A 17814-nucleotide genomic window follows, 5' to 3' on the forward strand; every position below is an offset into this window, starting at 1 on the left:
CGTCGATTTAACCTGCCGACGAAACAAAAGCTCAAATTAATCGCTACTGTTATATGCCAGATCAATATTACTGTTGCTTCTTCTTCATCTGGTTTGATCTTAGGATCGAATTTTCGCTGAAAGCCTGCGCTTAACCGATCGGCCACGGCCGCAAATGTGGTCTATCTGTTAATAGTGGGTAAAAAAATAAAAGGCAGCTCTTTTATGTTCGCTCGAGGTAAGCAATGTTCGGATTAGATGCGTTCCATCTGGCAAGGATACAGTTTGGTTTCACCGTAGCCTTCCACATTCTCTTCCCGGCCATCACCATCGGTCTGGCCAGCTTCCTGGCCGTGCTCGAAGGCCTGTGGCTGAAAACCAAAAATGACGTGTACCGCGACCTCTACCATTTCTGGTCGAAAATCTTCGCCGTGAACTTTGGTATGGGCGTGGTATCCGGCCTGGTGATGGCCTATCAGTTCGGTACCAACTGGGCCGGATTCTCGCAGTTTGCCGGCAGTATCACCGGCCCGCTGTTGACCTATGAGGTGCTGACCGCATTCTTCCTCGAAGCGGGCTTCCTTGGCGTGATGCTGTTTGGCTGGAACCGCGTCAGTCGTGGCATGCACTTCTTCGCCACCTGCATGGTCGCCCTCGGCACTATCATCTCCACCTTCTGGATCCTCGCTTCTAACAGCTGGATGCAGACGCCGCAGGGCTATGCGCTGGAAAACGGCATCGTGGTGCCGGCGGACTGGCTGGCGATTATCTTTAACCCGTCGTTCCCGTACCGCCTGTTGCACATGTCCGTTGCCGCGTTCCTGGTCACCGCCTTCTTCGTCGGCGCCTCGGCCGCCTGGCACCTGCTGCGTCACAACGACACCCCGGCAATCCGCAAAATGCTGTCGATGGCGCTGTGGATGGCGCTGATCGTCTCGCCGATTCAGGCGATGATCGGCGATGCCCACGGCCTGAACACCCTTGAACACCAGCCGGCGAAAATTGCCGCGATCGAAGGGCACTGGGAGAACCCGCCGGGTGAAGCGACGCCGCTGATCCTGTTTGGCCTGCCGGATATGCAGGAAGAGCGCACCAAATACGCGCTGGAGATCCCGTACCTCGGCAGCCTGATCCTCACCCACAGCCTCGACAAACAGGTGCCGGCGCTGAAAAGCTTCCCGAAAGAGGACCGCCCGTACTCACCGGTGGTGTTCTGGTCGTTCCGCATTATGGTCGGCCTCGGCATGCTGATGATCCTCACCGGCGTGGTCAGCCTGTGGATGCGTCATAAAAAGCGCCTCTACACTTCGCGTCCGTTCCTGTGGTTTGTGCTGCTGATGGGGCCTTCCGGCCTGATTGCGCTGGTCGCCGGCTGGATCACCACCGAAATCGGCCGTCAGCCGTGGGTGATCTACGGCCTGCTGCGCACCCGCGACGCGGTTTCGCTGCACAGCACGCTGCAGATGGCCATCAGCCTGGCAGTGTTCTTCGTGGTCTATATCTCGGTGTTCGGCGTCGGTTACACCTATCTTGCGAACCTGATTAAGAAAGGCCCGCAGACCGGTGAAGGCGACGACCATGGCGAAGGCGGTCCCGGTACCACGCACACGCCTGCACGCCCGCTGTCGGCCGTGAAGGAAAAATTAACCCCGTCGGATGAGGGAAAATAAGATGGGCATCGATCTCTCTATTATCTGGTTTACCATCATCATCTTCTCGACCCTGATGTACATCATCATGGACGGGTTTGACCTGGGGATCGGCATTCTGTTCCCGTTTATCAAAGACCCGACCGAGCGCGACATGATGGTGAACACCGTCGCGCCGGTGTGGGATGGCAACGAGACCTGGCTGATCCTCGGTGGCGCTGCGCTGTTCGGCGCGTTTCCGCTGGCCTATGCGGTGATTACCACCGCGCTGGCCGCACCGCTGACCATTATGCTGATCGGGCTGATTTTCCGCGGCGTGGCCTTTGAGTTCCGCTTTAAGGCCACCGAAGAGCACCGCCCGTTCTGGGATAAAGCCTTTATCTGGGGTTCGGTAATCGCCACCTTCAGCCAGGGCGTGGTGCTGGGCGCGGTGATCAACGGTTTTGAAGTGACCAACCGCACCTACAGCGGCCCGTATATGGCGTGGCTGACGCCGTTCTCGCTGTTCTGCGGCGTCGGTCTGGTGCTGGCTTATGCGCTGCTCGGCAGCACCTGGCTGATCATGAAAACCGAAAATGACCTGCACCGCAAAATGACCGCGCTGACCAAACCGCTGCTGCTGGCGTTGCTGCTGGTGATTGCCATCGTCAGCATCTGGACGCCGCTGGCCCACGCCGACATTATGGCGCGCTGGTTCACGCTGCCTAACCTGTTCTGGTTCCTGCCGGTGCCGGTGCTGGTGCTGGTGGTGGCCTGGGGCCTGCTGCGTGCGCTGAAACGCCACGCGCACTACACGCCGTTTCTGCTGACGCTGGCGCTGGTGTTCCTCGGCTTTACCGGTCTGGGCATCAGCATCTGGCCGAATATCATTCCGCCGTCGATCACCATCTGGCAGGCGGCCTCGCCGCCGCAGAGCCAGGGCTTTATGCTGGTCGGTGGCCTGCTGATTATTCCGGTGATCCTCGGTTACACCTTCTGGAGCTACTACGTGTTCCGCGGAAAAATTAAGCCGGACGAAGGTTATCACTGATTTTCAGGCGATAAGGCTAACCGGCCTGAGCTCCTGAACCTGTTAAAGGGCGCACTCTGCGCCCTTTTTTTATCGGCTTACTGAGCGAACCTGACGCCCGGCGTTAATTACCGCCGCCGGTTACAGAATTATCTGTAAAAACCTTTTTTCGACGCGGTCACGCCCCGTTGCGGCGCAGATGGTCTACGCTTTAGGTTCTGATTGAGGAAATCATGCCATCTAAGGAGAAAGTATGAGTCTGTTTGATAAAGCGAACGATAAAGCAGAAGAAGCGATCGGCAAAGGTCAGGAAGAACTGGGCAAAGCCTTCGACTCCCCTGAGCATGAATTCAAGGGCAAAGCGCGCCAGCAGGCCGCACGCGCCTCTTATGCCATCGACGACGCGCTTGACTGCGTGAAAAGTAAGACTAAAGACTCACCGCTGGTTTCACTGGCAATTGCTGCTGGCGTGGGTTTCCTGGCCGCAAAAATTCTGGGTCGCCGTTAACGTTACCCGGTTCTGATAACTAACGCCCTGCGGGGCGTTTTTTTATGCCTGATAATAATTAACCTGCACAGACAAGATTGATACAACTCTTAACAGCTTCCGCTATTTACATACCGTTTATTACCTCTTCTTTTCAAATCTGGCACAAAGCCATAATCGGTTTAATTTCCTGCCGTGCTGACATAGCTCCGCTGTTTTTTATGAGCAGCAGGCAGAGGCTACTTCAGCACACATAAAAAGTTACGCCCATCATTACGCTGAATATTCACGTCAGACGATGGGTAATAACGCTAAAAGGAAATCAGAAATGAACAGAAAAATAGACGGCAAACGGCAGTCAACCTCCGGAATGCTGCTCTGCGGCAGCGCGTTGTTCCTGTTGTCGGCGACGGTGCACGCGGAGATGGCGCCGCTGGCGGTGGACTCCGACTACCTGTTCGGCGACTGGGACGGTTATCGCAGCCGGCTGAAAGATCGGGGAGCAGATTTCCAGCTCAACTACACCATGGAGTCCGCGGCTAACCTTGCCGGCGGCTATCACAGCGCCACCAGCATGCGCTACACCGACCAGTGGGCGTTTGGCACCACTCTCGATCTGGAAAAACTGCTGAACGTCGACGACGCGCAGTTTCAGCTCACCCTTACCAGCCGTAACGGGCAGGACCTGACGCCGTACATAAACGATCCGCGCAGCGGCGGGCTCTCCTCGGTGGAAGAGGTGTGGGGCCGTGGCCAGACCTGGCGGCTGACCCAGTTCTGGTTGAACAAAGGGTTTTTTAATCATCAGGTTGAGGTCAAGGCGGGGCGCGTCACCGTCGGCGAGGACTTCGATACCCTCGACAGCAAGTTCGAAAACCTGGCCTTTGGCGGCGGCCAGGCCGGTAACTGGCGCGGCGACCGCTGGTTTAACTGGCCGGTTTCCCAGTGGGGTGGGCGTATTAAACTTAACCTGCCGCAGGATCTCTTCTTCCAGGTCGGTTTTTACAATCAGAACCGCAATAACTACGATCGCGGCAACGGTTTCTACCTCGACGGCAGCCCTACCCTCGGCAATCTGCTGCCGGTGGAATTCGGCTGGAAGCCGCTGCTGGGCGATCAAAAACTACCGGGCAATTACCGCATTGGCGGCTATTTCTCCTCGGTCAACGGGCCACGCTACTCCAGCTATAACCGGGGAGAATATGGCCGCCAGGATCACGCGTACGGCGGGTATCTGCTGCTGCAACAGCAGGTGACGGCCACCGACGGCGACGTGGCACGCGGGCTGGTGCTGGCATTACAGACGGTACTTAACGACGATAAAACCTCAAAAACCGACAACTATCAGGCATTTCAGCTGGTATGGAAGGGGCCGTTCGCCAGCCGCGTTGGGGATGAGATCGGTTTCGGCATCGCGCGCATCCACGTTAACAGCGACTACGGCCGCATGCAGCGTGCCGCCAACGATTTTCACGGCGTCAGCCGCTACGACGACCCGCGCTATCTGCCGATCCAGCACGGCGCAGAGTGGAACTACGAGCTCTACTACAACGTGGCAGCCACCCGCTGGCTCAATCTGCGCCCCAGCCTGCAGTATGTCGCCTCACCTGGCGCGGTCAGCGGTGTAAAAGACGCGTTTATCGGCGGCATCAGCGCCAACGTCAACTTCTGATCACCGACCGGCACCCTGCCGGCCGGCTTACTTCAGCTGTACCCGCGCGGTGTAAAAACGCCGCGCGGCGAGGTAAGCGGCGATAATAGTCGCCAGGCTGGCGGTACCGATCAGCATAAAGGTGACCATCATCTGATACCTGATCGCCTTCACCGGATCGATACCGGCAAAGATCAGCCCGGACATCATCCCCGGCAGGCTGACCAGCCCGACGGTCTTTGCCGCATCAATACTGGGGATCATCGCCGCACGGATGCTGCCGCGCACGATGCTGCCGCTGGCCAGTCTGGCGCTGGCACCGAGGCTGAGCATCTCCTCCACCTGCTGCCGGTTGTCGTGAAAGCGCTGATTGAGACTGGTAAAGCACAACCCCACCGCCACCATCGCGTTACCGGCGATCATGCCGCAGACTGGGATTACCTGCATCGGCAAAAACGCGATGGCACCGCTGCTGACCAGAATCGTCAGCGTCAGCGTGGTGCCGGTGGTGATGGCGATAAACGAAATCAGGAAGCCGCGATCGATCGCTTTGCTGCGCTTTTTCGCATTCAGCGCCGCATTGACGCAGATAAACAGCACCATCAGCACCGTCAGCACGTTGTTGTTCAGGTCGAAGATAAACTTCAGCACGTAGCCGATCAGCGTCAGCTGCACGATCGCCCGCGCCACGCTCCAGACGATATCCTTCTCCAGCCCCAGCCGCTCTTTACGGCTTACCACAAGTGCGATCAGCACCAGCCCGAGCGCCAGCAGCAGGGATTCATTGCTGATATTATGCTGATTCATGCTGTTCCTCCCTCGCCGCCGCCGCCAGCATCAGAGACCCACTGCTGATGTTATGCTGATTCATGCTGTTCCTCCCCCGCCGCCGTGAGGGTCAGCACCCGCTGGCCGCCGTTCAGCTCTTCCCGGTCATGGCTGATCCACAGCACCGCCACGCCCGCCGCCGCCTGCTGCGCAATCAGCTGGCGCACCCGGTGCTTGTTCTCCTCATCCAGCGCGCTGGTCACCTCATCCAGCAGCAGCACCTCTGGCGGAAACTGCAGATTACGCAACAGCGCCACCCGCTGCTTCTCACCGCCGGAGAGCGTATCCACCGCTTTATCCAGCAGGTCGGCGGGCAGATTCAGCCACGCCAGCGTCTCTGCCAGACGTGCACGCGGCACCGGCTGCTGACGGATCTGATAAGGCAGCGCCAGATTGTCATACACGCTGGTGCCGAACAGCTGCGGCGTCTGGAACACGTAGGAGACGCGCTGGCGCCACACCTCCGGCGACAGCGCCGTCTGCGGCTGGCCGTTATAACGGACTTCACCCGCCGTGGGTTCCAGCAGGCTGGCGAGGATTTTCAGCAGCGTGGTTTTGCCGGCACCGGACGGCCCGGTCAGCCAGACAAATTCGCCGCGCTGCAGGGTGAAGGTGATCGGTGCCAGCAGGCGTTGAGGCCCGCGGCTAAAGGTAATGCCGCTAACCTGCAGCAGGGGGAATGCGTTCAAAGGCGATATCCGGTGGGTAAAGGCAGAGGAGCAGATGATAACACCCTCAGCGCGACTTTTTCTGCGGCCAGCCGATCAGCAACAGCCCGGCGACGATCAGCGCCACCCCCGCCAGCGAACCCCAGTAAAAGCGCTCGTTCAACCCCGGCAGCCACAGCGCGGCGGCCCACACCAGCACATAGCTCAGGCTAAGCAGCGGATAGGCGCGGCCCAGCGGCAGCCGTCGTAGAGCCAGCAGCCAGCACAGCATCGACAGCGCGTAGGCCAGCAGCCCGGCCAGCAGCGCCAGCACCGGCGGGGAAAAATGGCGCAGCAGGCTTAAAAACGGCAGCAGCTGGCCGACGGCGGGCAGCTGCACCATCGCCCACTTCAGCAGCAGCTGCGCTGCGCTGACCAGCAACACGCTGGAAAAAGCCAACAGCCAGCCCATCAGGTGTAGCTCCCTATCAATGCCACGCCGGCAACGATCAGCGCGATCCCCAGCCCGTGACGCAGGCTGACCGGTTCATGCCACAGCCAGCGGGCGGCAATCGCCACTAGGATAAAGTTCAGGCTCATCATCGGATAAGCCACGCCGATCGGTGTGGTCTGTAATACCCGCAGCCATACCAGCATCGCCAGCCCCAACAGCAGCACGCTGGCGGCCAGCCAGCGCAGCAGGTGGCCGGAGGCTGGCGTGGCGGGCTTGCTCATCGCCTGCTTCTGGCACAGCTGTCCGGCGCAGCTGAGCAGGCTGGTCAGTACGATCAGCAGCAGCGTCATGGGCGCTGTTCATACAGGTACCAGAGCATGCGGCCCTGCTGGTAAACCCGATCGGGCGGCGGCAGCGTCGGGTCATCCGGGCGCTGCTCATCCGCCAGCTTCATCACCAGCGACACGCTGCCCTGGCGGCGGTGCACGCTCAGCCAGTCGGCAAACTTCTGGTTGGTCACGCGCCGGTCGGCACCGTCGGCATAGCTAACGCCGTAGCTCAGTTCACCCGGCTCGCCGAGCAGCCGCACGTCGCTGCGTTTAAGCTGCCATGCCAGCGCCGAAGCCATGCCGGTATTATTCGCCAGCAGCCAGCGGCTGTCCGGCAGGTCCGGGCCAATCGCGGTCAGGAACGACTGCGGCTGCTTGGAGTTAATCACCTTATCCGGCAGCACCGCGCCGAGCACCAGCGCCAGCCCGAGCGGGCACAGCGCCGCCAGCCGCCAGCGGCAGGCGCCGGATACCAGCGTCACCACGCCGATCAGCGCCCAGAACAGAAATGCGCTGGCGGCCAGCAACACCTTGCCTCCCTCGTCGCGATCGTAGACCGGATGATGCGCCCAGCCCCAGGGGGCCAGCACCAGCAGCACAACCAGCGCCAGCAGGGTGCCAAAAGCGATATTTATCACCGCGTTGGCCTTCAGCCCGCGGCCGCCGTTCAGCGCAAGGTGACGCGCATGGTGCGCCAGCAACAGCGCCAGCGGCGCAAAACAGGGCAGAATATAGGTCGGCAGCTTGCCTTTGGCGATGCTGAAAAACAGCAGCGGCATCACCACCCAGCTCAGCAGATAGCGGCTCTTCGCGCTCTCCGGCCCGTTCCAGCCGCGCCGCAGCGCCCCCGGCAGCAGCCCCAGCCACGGCACCGTGCCGGCGATCAGCACCGGGATGTAGTACCAGAACGGCGCTTTGTGCTGGGCATCCTGCTCGGCAAAGCGCTGAATATGCTCCACCCAGAAGAAATAGTGCCAGAAATCAGGCTCCTGCCGCGCGATGCTCAGCGCCCAAGGGGCCGAAATCAGCGCGCATGAGAGCAGCGCCAGCGGGCCATACAGCAGCAGCTCCCTGAAGCGCCGCTGAGCGATCATCCACGGCACAATCGCCACCACCGGCACCGCCAGCGCCAGAAAGCCCTTGGTCATAAAGCCCATGCCGCAGGCCAGCCCCAGCAGCAGCCAGCCACCGGCCCTGTGCCAGCGCTTGTCCGCCTCGGCCGCCAGCCAGAAGCTGCACATCGCCGCCACCAGCCACAGGGTGATCATCGGGTCGAGCACCGCATAGGTGCCGATGGCGTACACCAGCAGGCAGGTGAGGAACATCACCGCGGCCAGCAGCGCGGTCGCCCGCTGCCGCCACAGGCGCAGCGCCAGCCAGTACACCAGCAGCGCGCTGAGGGTAATGGAGAACACCGAACCGAAGCGCACCGAGAAGTTATTGCCGCCCAGCAGCCACTGGCTCAGGTTATTGATCCAGTAACCGGCTACCGGCTTCTCAAAATAGCGCAGGTCGAGGAAGTGCGGCACAATCCAGTTGCCACTGAGCAGCATTTCGCGGCTGATCTCCGCGTAACGCACCTCATCCGGCTGCCACAGGGCGCGAAACTCTAACGGGATCAGATAATAGAGCGCGTAGAGTACCGGCAGCGTCAGCGCATAACGGGTTATTTTCATTCACTCTGACCCTGATAACCGTTGGCATCCCAGCCAGCCTTCCCGACCGGGGAGGCTACCCCGAATAATTTCCCCGAGCGGCAGCTGCGTCAGATCCTGCGGCAGCAGCTCGCCCAGCGGGCAGAAACGGATGCCGCGCTGGCGCGCCATCACCAGCAGTTCAGCAAACAGCTCGCTCAGCACGCCGCCTTCCGCTTCGGCATGAATGGTATAGACCGGCACCTGGTTTTCCTTTTCATGCTGGCTGACGATGCGGTCGAGAATATACGCATTGTAGCCTTCACGGCTGACCCGGCTGCCGATCGCCTCATCCCAGGTCGGCAACGTCACCGGGATCTGCACCGTGCCCAGGCTGCCGTCGGGCAGTCTGGGGCGAAACGGCCGCGTCCCCCGGCAGTCGCTGTTGTAGGCAAAGTGAAACGGCTGCTTCGCCACCACCACCCGCCCGTCGGCCCGCCAGCCCGCGACCGCCGAGCAGCTGACCGGCTGGCCGGTGATCGCGACCAGTTCGTCCAGCCCGCGCTGGATCTGCTGCGTCAGCGTCGCCGCAGGCCAGACGCCCGCCCAGGTTTGCCAGGCGAAGTGATCCCAGGCGTGCAGCCCGATCTCATGCGCTTCCGCCGCCGCACGAATCACCCGCGCCTGGCCGGCACCGATGCGCCGGCCAGGCCAGGCGGTGCCGGCCAGCAGAATATCCCAGCCGTACAGCGAGGCGGCGTTCGATCGCAGCATCTTCCACAGAAAGCGTGGCTTCAGCAGCCGCCACAGGTGGCGGCCCATATTGTCCGGCCCGACGCTGAAGAAGAACGTCGCCCGCACCTGCTGCTGTGCCAGTATCGTCAGCAGGCGCGGCACGCCGTCGCGGGTGCCGCGCCAGGTATCCACGTCAATACGCAGACCGACGTCGATCATTCCTCCGTCACTCCCGGCTCGACGGTGCGCAGGAAGAAGTCGAGCGTGGCGTCAATGGTCAGCCCCATCTCCACCGTCGGCTGCCAGCCGAGCAGGCGCTTCGCGTTACGGATCGACGGCTTGCGGTGTTCCACGTCCTGATAACCCTTGCCGTAATAGCTGCTGCTCTCCACCTCGCGGAACCCGGCAAACGGCGGGAACTGCCCGCGCAGCGGATGACGCTCAAAGCTGGCCAGCAGCTGCTCCGCCAGCTCGGCAATACTGGCTTCGTTCTCCGGGTTGCCGATATTGATAATCTGGCCGTCGCAGTTGCCCTGCTTATTCTCGATAATCAGGAACAGCGCCTCGATGCCGTCACGGATATCGGTAAAGCAGCGCTTCTGCCGGCCGCCGTCGATCAGCTTGATCGGTGAGCCTTCAACCAGGTTAAGGATCAGCTGGGTGATGGCGCGTGAGCTGCCGATGCGCGCGGCGTTGAGGTTATCCAGCCGCGGCCCCATCCAGTTAAACGGCCGGAACAGCGTAAAGCGCAGCCCCTCTTTCTCACCGTAGGCCCAGATCACCCGGTCCAGCAGCTGTTTCGACACCGAATAGATCCAGCGCTGCTTGTTGATCGGCCCGACCACCAGACTGGAGCGATCCTCATCGAAGGTGTCGTCGGTACACATGCCGTACACCTCTGAGGTGGACGGGAAGATAATGCGCTTTTTGTACTTCACGCAGTCGCGGATGATTTTCAGGTTCTCTTCAAAATCGAGCTCAAACACCCGCAGCGGGTTACGGGTGTACTCGATCGGCGTGGCAATCGCCACCAGCGGCAGCACCACGTCGCACTTCTTAATGTGATACTCGATCCACTCGGAGTGGATGCTGATATCACCCTCAACAAAGTGGAAGCGCGGGTGGCCGACAAAGCGGCTGATAGCGTCGGAGCCGATATCCAGGCCGAAGATTTCGAAGTTATCGTCGGCCAGCAGGCGCTCGGTCAGATGGTTACCGATAAAGCCGTTAACGCCGAGGATCAGCACGCGGGTGCGGCGTTTAATCACCGACACCGGCTGATTGTGCAGCAGCGCGCCGGCCACCAGGCCGAGGGTCTGCGCCAGCTGGCTGCCCTGCATATAGATGCCGCTCTCGCTCTGGCCGGTGACCACTTCCAGCGCCCCCTCGCCGCAGGCGATGGTCAGCGGGTTCACCGAGAGAACGGTGCCCGGCTTCGCCGCCGGCAGGTCGCTGCGCACCTTCGACTGCCAGACGATAAATTTGCTGCTGCCCACCCAGCTGAACGCCCCAGGCCAGGGATCGCTGACCGCCCGCACCAGATTGTGGTTGCGGGTGGCCGGCCACTGCCAGTCAAGGCGGCCGTCTTCCGGCGTGCGGCGGCCAACCACCGTTGCCTCGCGCTCGTCCTGTTCGCGCTGCGGATAATCACCGCGGAGAATGCCCGGCAGCGCGTCGGTCAGCAGCTGCTCCGCCGCCTGACACACCTTGTGGTGCAGGCTGAGCGCATCATCTTCCGGCGCAATCGCCACCTGCCGCTGGGCGACGATCGCCCCGGCATCGGCCCGCTGCACCATGCGGTGCAGCGTGACCCCGGTCTCCTGCTCGCCGTTGACCAGCACCCAGTTAAGCGGCGCGCGGCCGCGGTACTTCGGCAGCAGCGAGGCGTGCAGGTTGAAGGCCCCCTGCGGGGCGCAGGCCAGCAGCGCCTCACCGAGCATATCGCGGTAGTGGAACGAGAAGATCACCTCCGGCTGCATGCCCTGAATGCGGTCAATCCACAGCGGGTGGTTAACGTCATCGGGGGCATAGACCGGAATACCCATGCGGGACGCGGTGCGCGCCACCGAGGCAAAAAAGTGATTCTCACCGGGCTGGTCGGCGTGGGTAAAGATCGCCTCGATGGTGAAACCCGCGTCGTTCAGCGCACGCACGCCGGCGCAGCCAATATCATGGTAGGCAAAGACCACAGCTTTCATAATGATTTATCCTGAGAGGAAGATGCGTCGTCACGGCTGACCACGCGCTGAATAAAGTAGCGGGGACGCGCACGCACGTCGTTATAGATGCGGCCGATATATTCGCCGAGCAGGCCCATGCCGATAAACTGCGCGCCGACAAAGATAAACAGCACGGCAAACAGCATAAATACCCCTTCCGCCGACCACTCGGGCCCGAGAAACAGCCGCATCAGGATCAGCACCAGCGACAGCACAAAGCCGCACAGCGCAATCACGCTGCCGAACACGCTCAGCAGGCGCAGCGGCGTGGTGGTCAGGCAGGTGATCAGGTCATACATCAGGTTAATCAGCCGCATCAGGCTGTATTTCGAATCACCAAACTCGCGTTCGGCGTGCAGCACCGGGATCTCAATCGCCCGGCGGGCAAAGGTGTTGGCGAGGATCGGAATAAAGGTGCTGCGTTCGTGGCAGTGCAGCATGGCGTCGACGATATGGCGACGGTAGGCGCGCAGCATGCAGCCGTAGTCGCCCATCGCCTTGCCGGTGGTGCGCTGGATCAGATGGTTGATCAGCTTCGACGCATGCCGGCGGAACCCGCTGTCCTGGCGGTTCTGCCGCACGGTGCCGACCACGTCATATCCCTCCTGCGCGGCGGCAACCAGCCGGGGGATCTCCTCCGGCGGGTTCTGCAGATCGGCGTCGAGGGTGATCACCAGGTCGCCGCTGACGTGGCTGAAGCCGGCCATAATCGCCGAGTGCTGGCCGTAGTTACGATTAAGCAGCACCGCCACCACGTGGCTGCCTGGCGCTTCAGCCGCGGCGACCATCATCTCCGCCGAACGGTCGCTGCTGCCGTCATCCACCAGCAGGATCTCATAATCAAGCGCCAGGGTGGCGCAGGCGGCGTCGGTACGGCGGATCAGCTCCGGCAGGCTCTCCTGCTCGTTCCAGACCGGGATCACTACCGATACTTTAGTAATGGCTTGTTCAAACATGGTTATTTTCCTGCCAGCGTAAGCAGCGCGCCGATCACCCGATCGACGTCGCCGTCGTGCATGCCGGGGAACAGCGGAATGGAGCAGATGCGCTGCGAGTTCCACTCGGTGTGCGGCAGCGACAGCTGCGGGAAGCGCTCGCGGTAGTATTTCTGCGTATGGGCGGCACGGAAGTGCAGGCCGCTGCCGATGCCCTGATCTTTCAGCGCCTGCATCAGCTCATCGCGGCCGATGCCGCAACGCTGCGGGTCAATACGCAGAATAAACAGATGCCAGGCGTGGTGATGCGGCCAGTCGGGCTGACGCAGCGGCAGGAAGGGCGTATCCGCCAGTTCGGTGAGATAGCGGCCGGCAATCTCCGCCCGGCGGGCGTTGTTGGCCGCCAGCTTATCCAGCTGCACCAGCGCAATCGCCGCGTTGATGTCGGCCAGGTTGTACTTGTAGCCAGGCATAATCACTTCCGCCTGCGGCGCGCGGCCGTGGGTCTGACGATCGAAGGCATCAACGCCCAGCCCGTGGAACTTCAGGCTGCGCACCCGGTCCGCCAGCGCAGCGTCGTCGGTGACCACCAGCCCGCCCTCGGCGCAGCTCATATTTTTAATCGCGTGGAACGAGAAAATGGCGGTACCGCTGCTGCCGACATGGCGCTCGCGATAGTAAGTACCGGCCGCATGGGCGGCATCGTCAATGACCGCGATGCCGTGACGCGCGCCCAGCGCGTGGATGGCGTCGATATCCGCCGGTGCGCCGGCATAGTGCACCGGAATAATCGCTTTGGTCCGTGGCGTAATCGCCGCTTCAATCAGCTCAGGCGTGACCATCAGCGTATCGCGATCGACGTCGATCATCACTGGCGTAGCCCCCAGCAGGACGATCATATTCAGGGTGGAGACCCAGGTCAGCGACGGGGTGATTACCTCATCGCCCGGCCCGATCCCCAGCGCCATCAGCGTGACGTGCATCCCGGCCGTGGCCGAACTGACGGCAATGGCGTGGCGATTGCCGGTAAGCTGGCAGAATGCCTGTTCAAGCTGCTGATTTTTCGGTCCGGTGGTGATCCAGCCGGAGCGCAGGACCTCGTCGACCGCGGCCAGCTCTGCGTCACCCATTGCCGGGCGTGAGAAAGGCAAAAACTCAGACATTGATTAATCCCAATAAACTATTGATAGCAATAACGTTAGCTGAAGAAGATCGAAAACGACGGTTGTGATTAAAAATAAATCAACCTGCTGCGTTAACGATGCTGGCCAGCAGATTATTCCTCACAGGGCCCGTGAGATTAAAAAAACAACGACAAAGCGCTACTTATTACCCAAAAGAGCATAGCAATACCCGGATATATGCACGTTAAACGAAAATTATTAGGGAAAGATTAAGAACAGCATGTCGTGCAGGGCAACCTGACGCAGGTTTAATCGCCGTTTATGTTCAGAACGCTGCCGTTCATCGCACAACATCAACAGCACTTAAACATAAGCAAGATTTCATCATTTTGTCACTTTACTTTGTCAGCAACATCTCAGGTGGTGGCCTGCGGGCAGGCGGGCTACACTGACCGCCCAGACATCAAGGAATCGATCATGACTGACACCCTCTTACCCCCGGCGCTGCTGGCGCTGCTCGACGGCTCGCTGCCCGCCAGCCACCTGCACCAGGCGATTCGCCTGTCCAGCGTCGGCGATAACGGCTGGGCCTACGCCGCTCAGCTCAGCCTCGGTGAAATCCTCGCCCTCACACCCCGGCAGCTGCTGTTTGCCATCTGGCCGCACTCCACCACCACCCGCAATCTGCAGCGTGACGGCAAGGCCACGCTGGCGCTGGTGCTGGACGGGGCTATCTGGGAGATTCAGCTGCTGGTTGTGCAGCGCAACGAGACGCTGACCGATCTCAACCTGAGCGTGTTCAGCGCCACCGTTCATCAGGTCATCGCCCACCGCGCGCCTTACGCCACCGTCACCCACGGCCTGACCTTCAGCCTCAACGACGAAGCCAGCGCCCTCGCCCGCTGGCACGAGCAGATCGCCGCCCTGCAGGCGCTGGCGGCAACCGCTGGTTTACGCCAGGGCTAATGCGGCTTTTTGTTTCGGGGCGGATTCGGCGATTGTGTTGCTGTTAAGGGCATCGCGTTTAGTTTCGATGACGGGTTCGGCCGTTGGCGACAGAACGCCGGGACGCCGTTAATTTTTTAAAGCCCAAAAATCCGGGCTTTAAAAAATAATCCATCCCTGGAGGCTCGGATGCCGCATCCGTGCGGCATACGCCCGGCTAACCTGCTCGCCAACGGCCTCCCTTTTCAGCAATTGAGTTGCTGCCTTAAAAGCCAAAAAGACCCGTATTAAAGACCCGTATTAATGTTTTGATGTTTTGATGTTTTGACGTTTGAGCGCAGATATAGAATATTTCAGGACAGCAACACCAGTGATTACAGGCAATCGGGGTTATCCGGGTTAGCGGACCTTCGGGCGCAGGGATGCGCCCGGCAGAGCCCAGGGACGTTATTGGCGTGTCCGCGATCCGGATAACCCCGATTAAGCCAGGCACCCAACCTCAAAGCGACCCGGCCCCAAAGCGCAGGCACAAAAAAAGGGGGCGACCCTAAAGTCGCCCCCTTCTGCCACAGCATTAAAACTTATTTGCTGTCCGGCAACGCATAGGCAATCACGTGATCGCCCAGCTTAGTCCCGAAGGAACCATGACCACCGGCCACGATCACCACGTACTGCTTACCGTTAACCTCATAGGTCATCGGCGTCGCCTGACCACCGGCCGGCAGACGGGCTTCCCACAGCTGCTTACCGTTAGACTGGTTAAACGCGCGCAGGTAGTTATCCGCGGTGGCCGCAATAAAGAACACGTTACCGGCGGTAGATACCGGGCCGCCCAGCATCGGCATCCCCATCTTAAACGGCAGCGGAACCGGTGAGCTGTCGCGCACGGTACCGATACGTTTCTTCCACACGATATCGTTGGTCTTCAGATCGATCGCCGAAATATAGCCCCATGAAGGCTGCTTGCACGGGAAACCTAACGGCGACAGGAACGGGTTCAGCGTCACGCCGTACGGCAGGCCGTACTGCGGCTGCACGCCGGACTCGGTACCGGTACCGCCCTTATCGTTCTCATCCGGCTCGATCGGGTTACCCGGACCGCGTGGGATCAGACGTGACACAAACGGCAGCGCCATCGGGTTGGCAACCGCCACCTGACGATCGGTGTTCACCGAAATGCCGCCCCACTCAAACATCCCCAGGTTACCCGGGAACACCAGCGTGCCCTGCTCGGATGGCGGGGTGAACGGGCCTTCATAGCGCAGCTGATGGAACATCACGCGACAGATCAGCTGGTCATAGATGGTGGCGCCCCACATATCCTTACCGGCCAGATGCTCCTTCGGACGGAAGCTCAGCTCAGAGTACGGCTGGGTTGGCGACACACGATCGCCTTTCGCCGCACCGCCCGGCACCTTCATCTCTGGTGCAGGCACCACCGGCTTACCGTCGCGACGGTCCAGCACAAACAGATCGCCGGTTTTGGTCGGTACATAGATAACCGGCACTTTATTGCCGTCTTTATCATTGATATCCGCCAGCGTCGGCTGTGCCGGTACGTCCATATCCCACAGATCGTGGTGTACGGTCTGATAGAACCAGCCCAGCTTACCGGTGGTGGCGTTCAGCGCCAGCACGCCGGTGGCAAAACGCTCCATCTCCGGGGTACGGTGACCGCCCCAGATATCTGGCGTCGACACGCCGATCGGCAGGTAAACCAGATCCAGCTTCGCATCATAGGCCGCAGGTGCCCATGAGTTCGGCGAGTTGGCGGTATAGTTCTGCTCACCCTCGGCAATCACGTTCGGATCTTTCGCGCCGGTATCGAAGGCCCACAGCAGCTTGCCGCTGTTGACGTCGAAGCCGCGGATCACCCCGGAAGGCTCTTTGGTCGAGTAGTTATCGGTCACCGCACCGGCCATCACAATCACCTTATCGGTGACGATCGGCGGCGAGGTTGGCTCGTAAGAACCGACCTTGTTGTACGGCAGATTGCTCTGCAGGTTCAGCTTACCGTTGTCGCCAAATTCCGGGCACAGCGCGCCGGTTTCCGCGTCCAGCGCGTAGAGGCTGCCGTCATTGACCGGCAGCAGCACGCGGCGTGAGCAGAGCGCCAGCTGCGTACCGGCAGGTGCCGTTGCCGCTTCCGGGGTCTGATAGTAAGAGACGCCGCGACAGGTCACGTGCTGGAACGTCGGGTCGGTCTTCATTTTCGGGTCGAAGTGCCACTTCTCTTTACCGGTGGCCGCATCCAGCGCGAACAGCTTCTGGTGCGCGGTACACAGGTAGAGCGCGTTGCCAATTTTGATCGGCGTGGCTTCGTTGGTGATCTCACCCGGATCGCTCGGCAGTTTCAGGTCGCCGGTCTGGAAAGACCACGCCTGCTTCAGCTCGCCGACGTTCTGGTCGGTGATCTGCTTCAGCGGCGAGTAGCGGGTGCCGCCCTGGGTACGGCCGTAGGCCGGCCAGTCACCGGCCGGGATACCGTCATCCGCCGGGGTGGCTTCTGCCGCCTGCTCCGGGCTCAGGGTACCGTTGATCTCCTGCGGGTCGTTAAACACCGAGTACGCCAGTACCGCGACGACGAACACCAGCACCGCGCTCAGCGCCGCGCGTGGGAACGCGCCCTTCGACACCAGGCCGCGCCAGATAAACGGCAGCACCAGCCACAGGCCGAAGAAGAAGGTGACGTCAAGACGCGGGGTCAGCGCCCAGAAGTCGGAACCCACTTCCCACAGCGCCCACACGGTGGTAGCCAGCAGGAACAGGGCGTAGAGCGTCAGCGCGGCACCGCGCTTACGCTGCAGCAGCACAGCAGTAATCAGCAGCACCACACCGGCAATGATGTAGTACAGCGAACCACCTAATTTAGCGAGCCAGATGCCGCCAATTAACAGATACAGGCCGCTCAGCGCGGCAAATATCGCCGTTAGCAGCAGAAGCACTCTTGATGCTTTACTTTGCATAGTTTGAACCTTACCAAAAATGAAAAGTCACCGATTAAGCGTAGGCTTAATCTTTTGAAACACCCGGTTTTGTTTTAACCATCCATCCGGTGTTCCGTGCCGGCCAGCGGGAAGCTCCCCTTCCCGCTGGCCGGTTACTGCTGGATTCTGTGACCGGGGTTTGCCCGGTGCATAAGTCTGGCACGCGGTGCGCGCAATCTGCCCGGCGAATCAGCCTGACGCT

At 60.8% G+C, this 17814-nt stretch carries 15 protein-coding genes; 5 read left to right on the top strand and 10 right to left on the bottom strand.

Translation table 11 applies throughout. The features are described from left to right. Positions 1-224: 224 nt before the first annotated feature. From GKQ23_RS17790 to GKQ23_RS17805, 4 genes are all read left to right on the top strand, one after another. Complete coding sequence (locus GKQ23_RS17790) at positions 225-1649, top strand: cytochrome ubiquinol oxidase subunit I (protein ID WP_056240095.1); 1425 nt, start codon at positions 225-227, stop codon at positions 1647-1649. Between the two features lies 1 nt (position 1650). Beyond that, the gene (gene cydB / locus GKQ23_RS17795) at positions 1651-2658 is read left to right on the top strand and encodes a cytochrome d ubiquinol oxidase subunit II (protein ID WP_101506511.1); all 1008 of its coding nucleotides are present in this window, start codon (positions 1651-1653) and stop codon (positions 2656-2658) included. A 232-nt stretch (positions 2659-2890) separates the two neighbouring features. After that, positions 2891-3145, top strand: a complete 255-nt coding sequence (locus tag GKQ23_RS17800; protein WP_056240104.1) for a hypothetical protein — start codon at positions 2891-2893, stop codon at positions 3143-3145. Between the two features lie 307 nt (positions 3146-3452). Then, positions 3453-4796, top strand: coding sequence for a carbohydrate porin (locus GKQ23_RS17805; protein WP_212409036.1), 1344 nt, complete (start codon positions 3453-3455; stop codon positions 4794-4796). 27 nt (positions 4797-4823) lie between these two features. Here the strand turns inward: GKQ23_RS17805 and fetB are convergent, their stop codons facing one another. The 9 genes from fetB to arnB are packed head-to-tail and all read right to left on the bottom strand — an operon-like array spanning position 4824 to position 13719. Continuing rightward, positions 4824-5582, bottom strand: a complete 759-nt coding sequence (gene fetB, locus GKQ23_RS17810; protein ID WP_212409037.1) for an iron export ABC transporter permease subunit FetB — start codon at positions 5580-5582, stop codon at positions 4824-4826. A 50-nt stretch (positions 5583-5632) separates the two neighbouring features. After that, entirely contained in the window at positions 5633-6292 is a 660-nt protein-coding gene (locus GKQ23_RS17815; protein WP_056240111.1) for an ATP-binding cassette domain-containing protein, read from the bottom strand. Between the two features lie 46 nt (positions 6293-6338). Continuing rightward, positions 6339-6722 (bottom strand): 4-amino-4-deoxy-L-arabinose-phosphoundecaprenol flippase subunit ArnF, encoded by a 384-nt coding sequence (gene arnF, locus GKQ23_RS17820; RefSeq protein ID WP_212409038.1) that lies wholly within the window; start codon positions 6720-6722, stop codon positions 6339-6341. Then, entirely contained in the window at positions 6722-7054 is a 333-nt protein-coding gene (arnE, locus tag GKQ23_RS17825) for a 4-amino-4-deoxy-L-arabinose-phosphoundecaprenol flippase subunit ArnE (RefSeq protein WP_056240116.1), read from the bottom strand. The genes arnF and arnE overlap by 1 nt, the downstream gene beginning before the upstream one ends. Continuing rightward, positions 7051-8709, bottom strand: coding sequence for a lipid IV(A) 4-amino-4-deoxy-L-arabinosyltransferase (gene arnT, locus GKQ23_RS17830; RefSeq protein ID WP_212409039.1), 1659 nt, complete (start codon positions 8707-8709; stop codon positions 7051-7053). The genes arnE and arnT overlap by 4 nt, the downstream gene beginning before the upstream one ends. Further along, a complete protein-coding gene (arnD, locus tag GKQ23_RS17835) occupies positions 8710-9621 on the bottom strand; it encodes a 4-deoxy-4-formamido-L-arabinose-phosphoundecaprenol deformylase (protein ID WP_212409040.1) in 912 nt (303 codons plus the stop codon). It lies immediately after the preceding gene. After that, on the bottom strand, positions 9618-11600 hold the full coding sequence (gene arnA, locus GKQ23_RS17840; protein WP_212409041.1) for a bifunctional UDP-4-amino-4-deoxy-L-arabinose formyltransferase/UDP-glucuronic acid oxidase ArnA: 1983 nt from the start codon (positions 11598-11600) through the stop codon (positions 9618-9620). The genes arnD and arnA overlap by 4 nt, the downstream gene beginning before the upstream one ends. Further along, the gene (arnC, locus tag GKQ23_RS17845) at positions 11597-12577 is read right to left on the bottom strand and encodes an undecaprenyl-phosphate 4-deoxy-4-formamido-L-arabinose transferase (protein ID WP_056240129.1); all 981 of its coding nucleotides are present in this window, start codon (positions 12575-12577) and stop codon (positions 11597-11599) included. The genes arnA and arnC overlap by 4 nt, the downstream gene beginning before the upstream one ends. A gap of 2 nt (positions 12578-12579) precedes the next feature. Continuing rightward, entirely contained in the window at positions 12580-13719 is a 1140-nt protein-coding gene (arnB, locus tag GKQ23_RS17850; RefSeq protein ID WP_212409042.1) for a UDP-4-amino-4-deoxy-L-arabinose aminotransferase, read from the bottom strand. 438 nt (positions 13720-14157) lie between these two features. On the opposite strand from arnB, the gene GKQ23_RS17855 reads away from it, so the two are divergent. Then, complete coding sequence (locus GKQ23_RS17855) at positions 14158-14646, top strand: pyridoxamine 5-phosphate oxidase (RefSeq protein WP_212409043.1); 489 nt, start codon at positions 14158-14160, stop codon at positions 14644-14646. A gap of 560 nt (positions 14647-15206) precedes the next feature. Here GKQ23_RS17855 and GKQ23_RS17860 read toward each other — a convergent pair. Next, positions 15207-17591: a glucose/quinate/shikimate family membrane-bound PQQ-dependent dehydrogenase gene (locus tag GKQ23_RS17860; protein WP_212409044.1), complete on the bottom strand. Its 2385-nt coding sequence runs from the start codon at positions 17589-17591 to the stop codon at positions 15207-15209. Positions 17592-17814 lie beyond the last annotated feature (223 nt).

It is taken from the genome of Erwinia sp. E602 (assembly GCF_018141005.1).
Classification (GTDB): Bacteria; Pseudomonadota; Gammaproteobacteria; order Enterobacterales; family Enterobacteriaceae; genus Erwinia.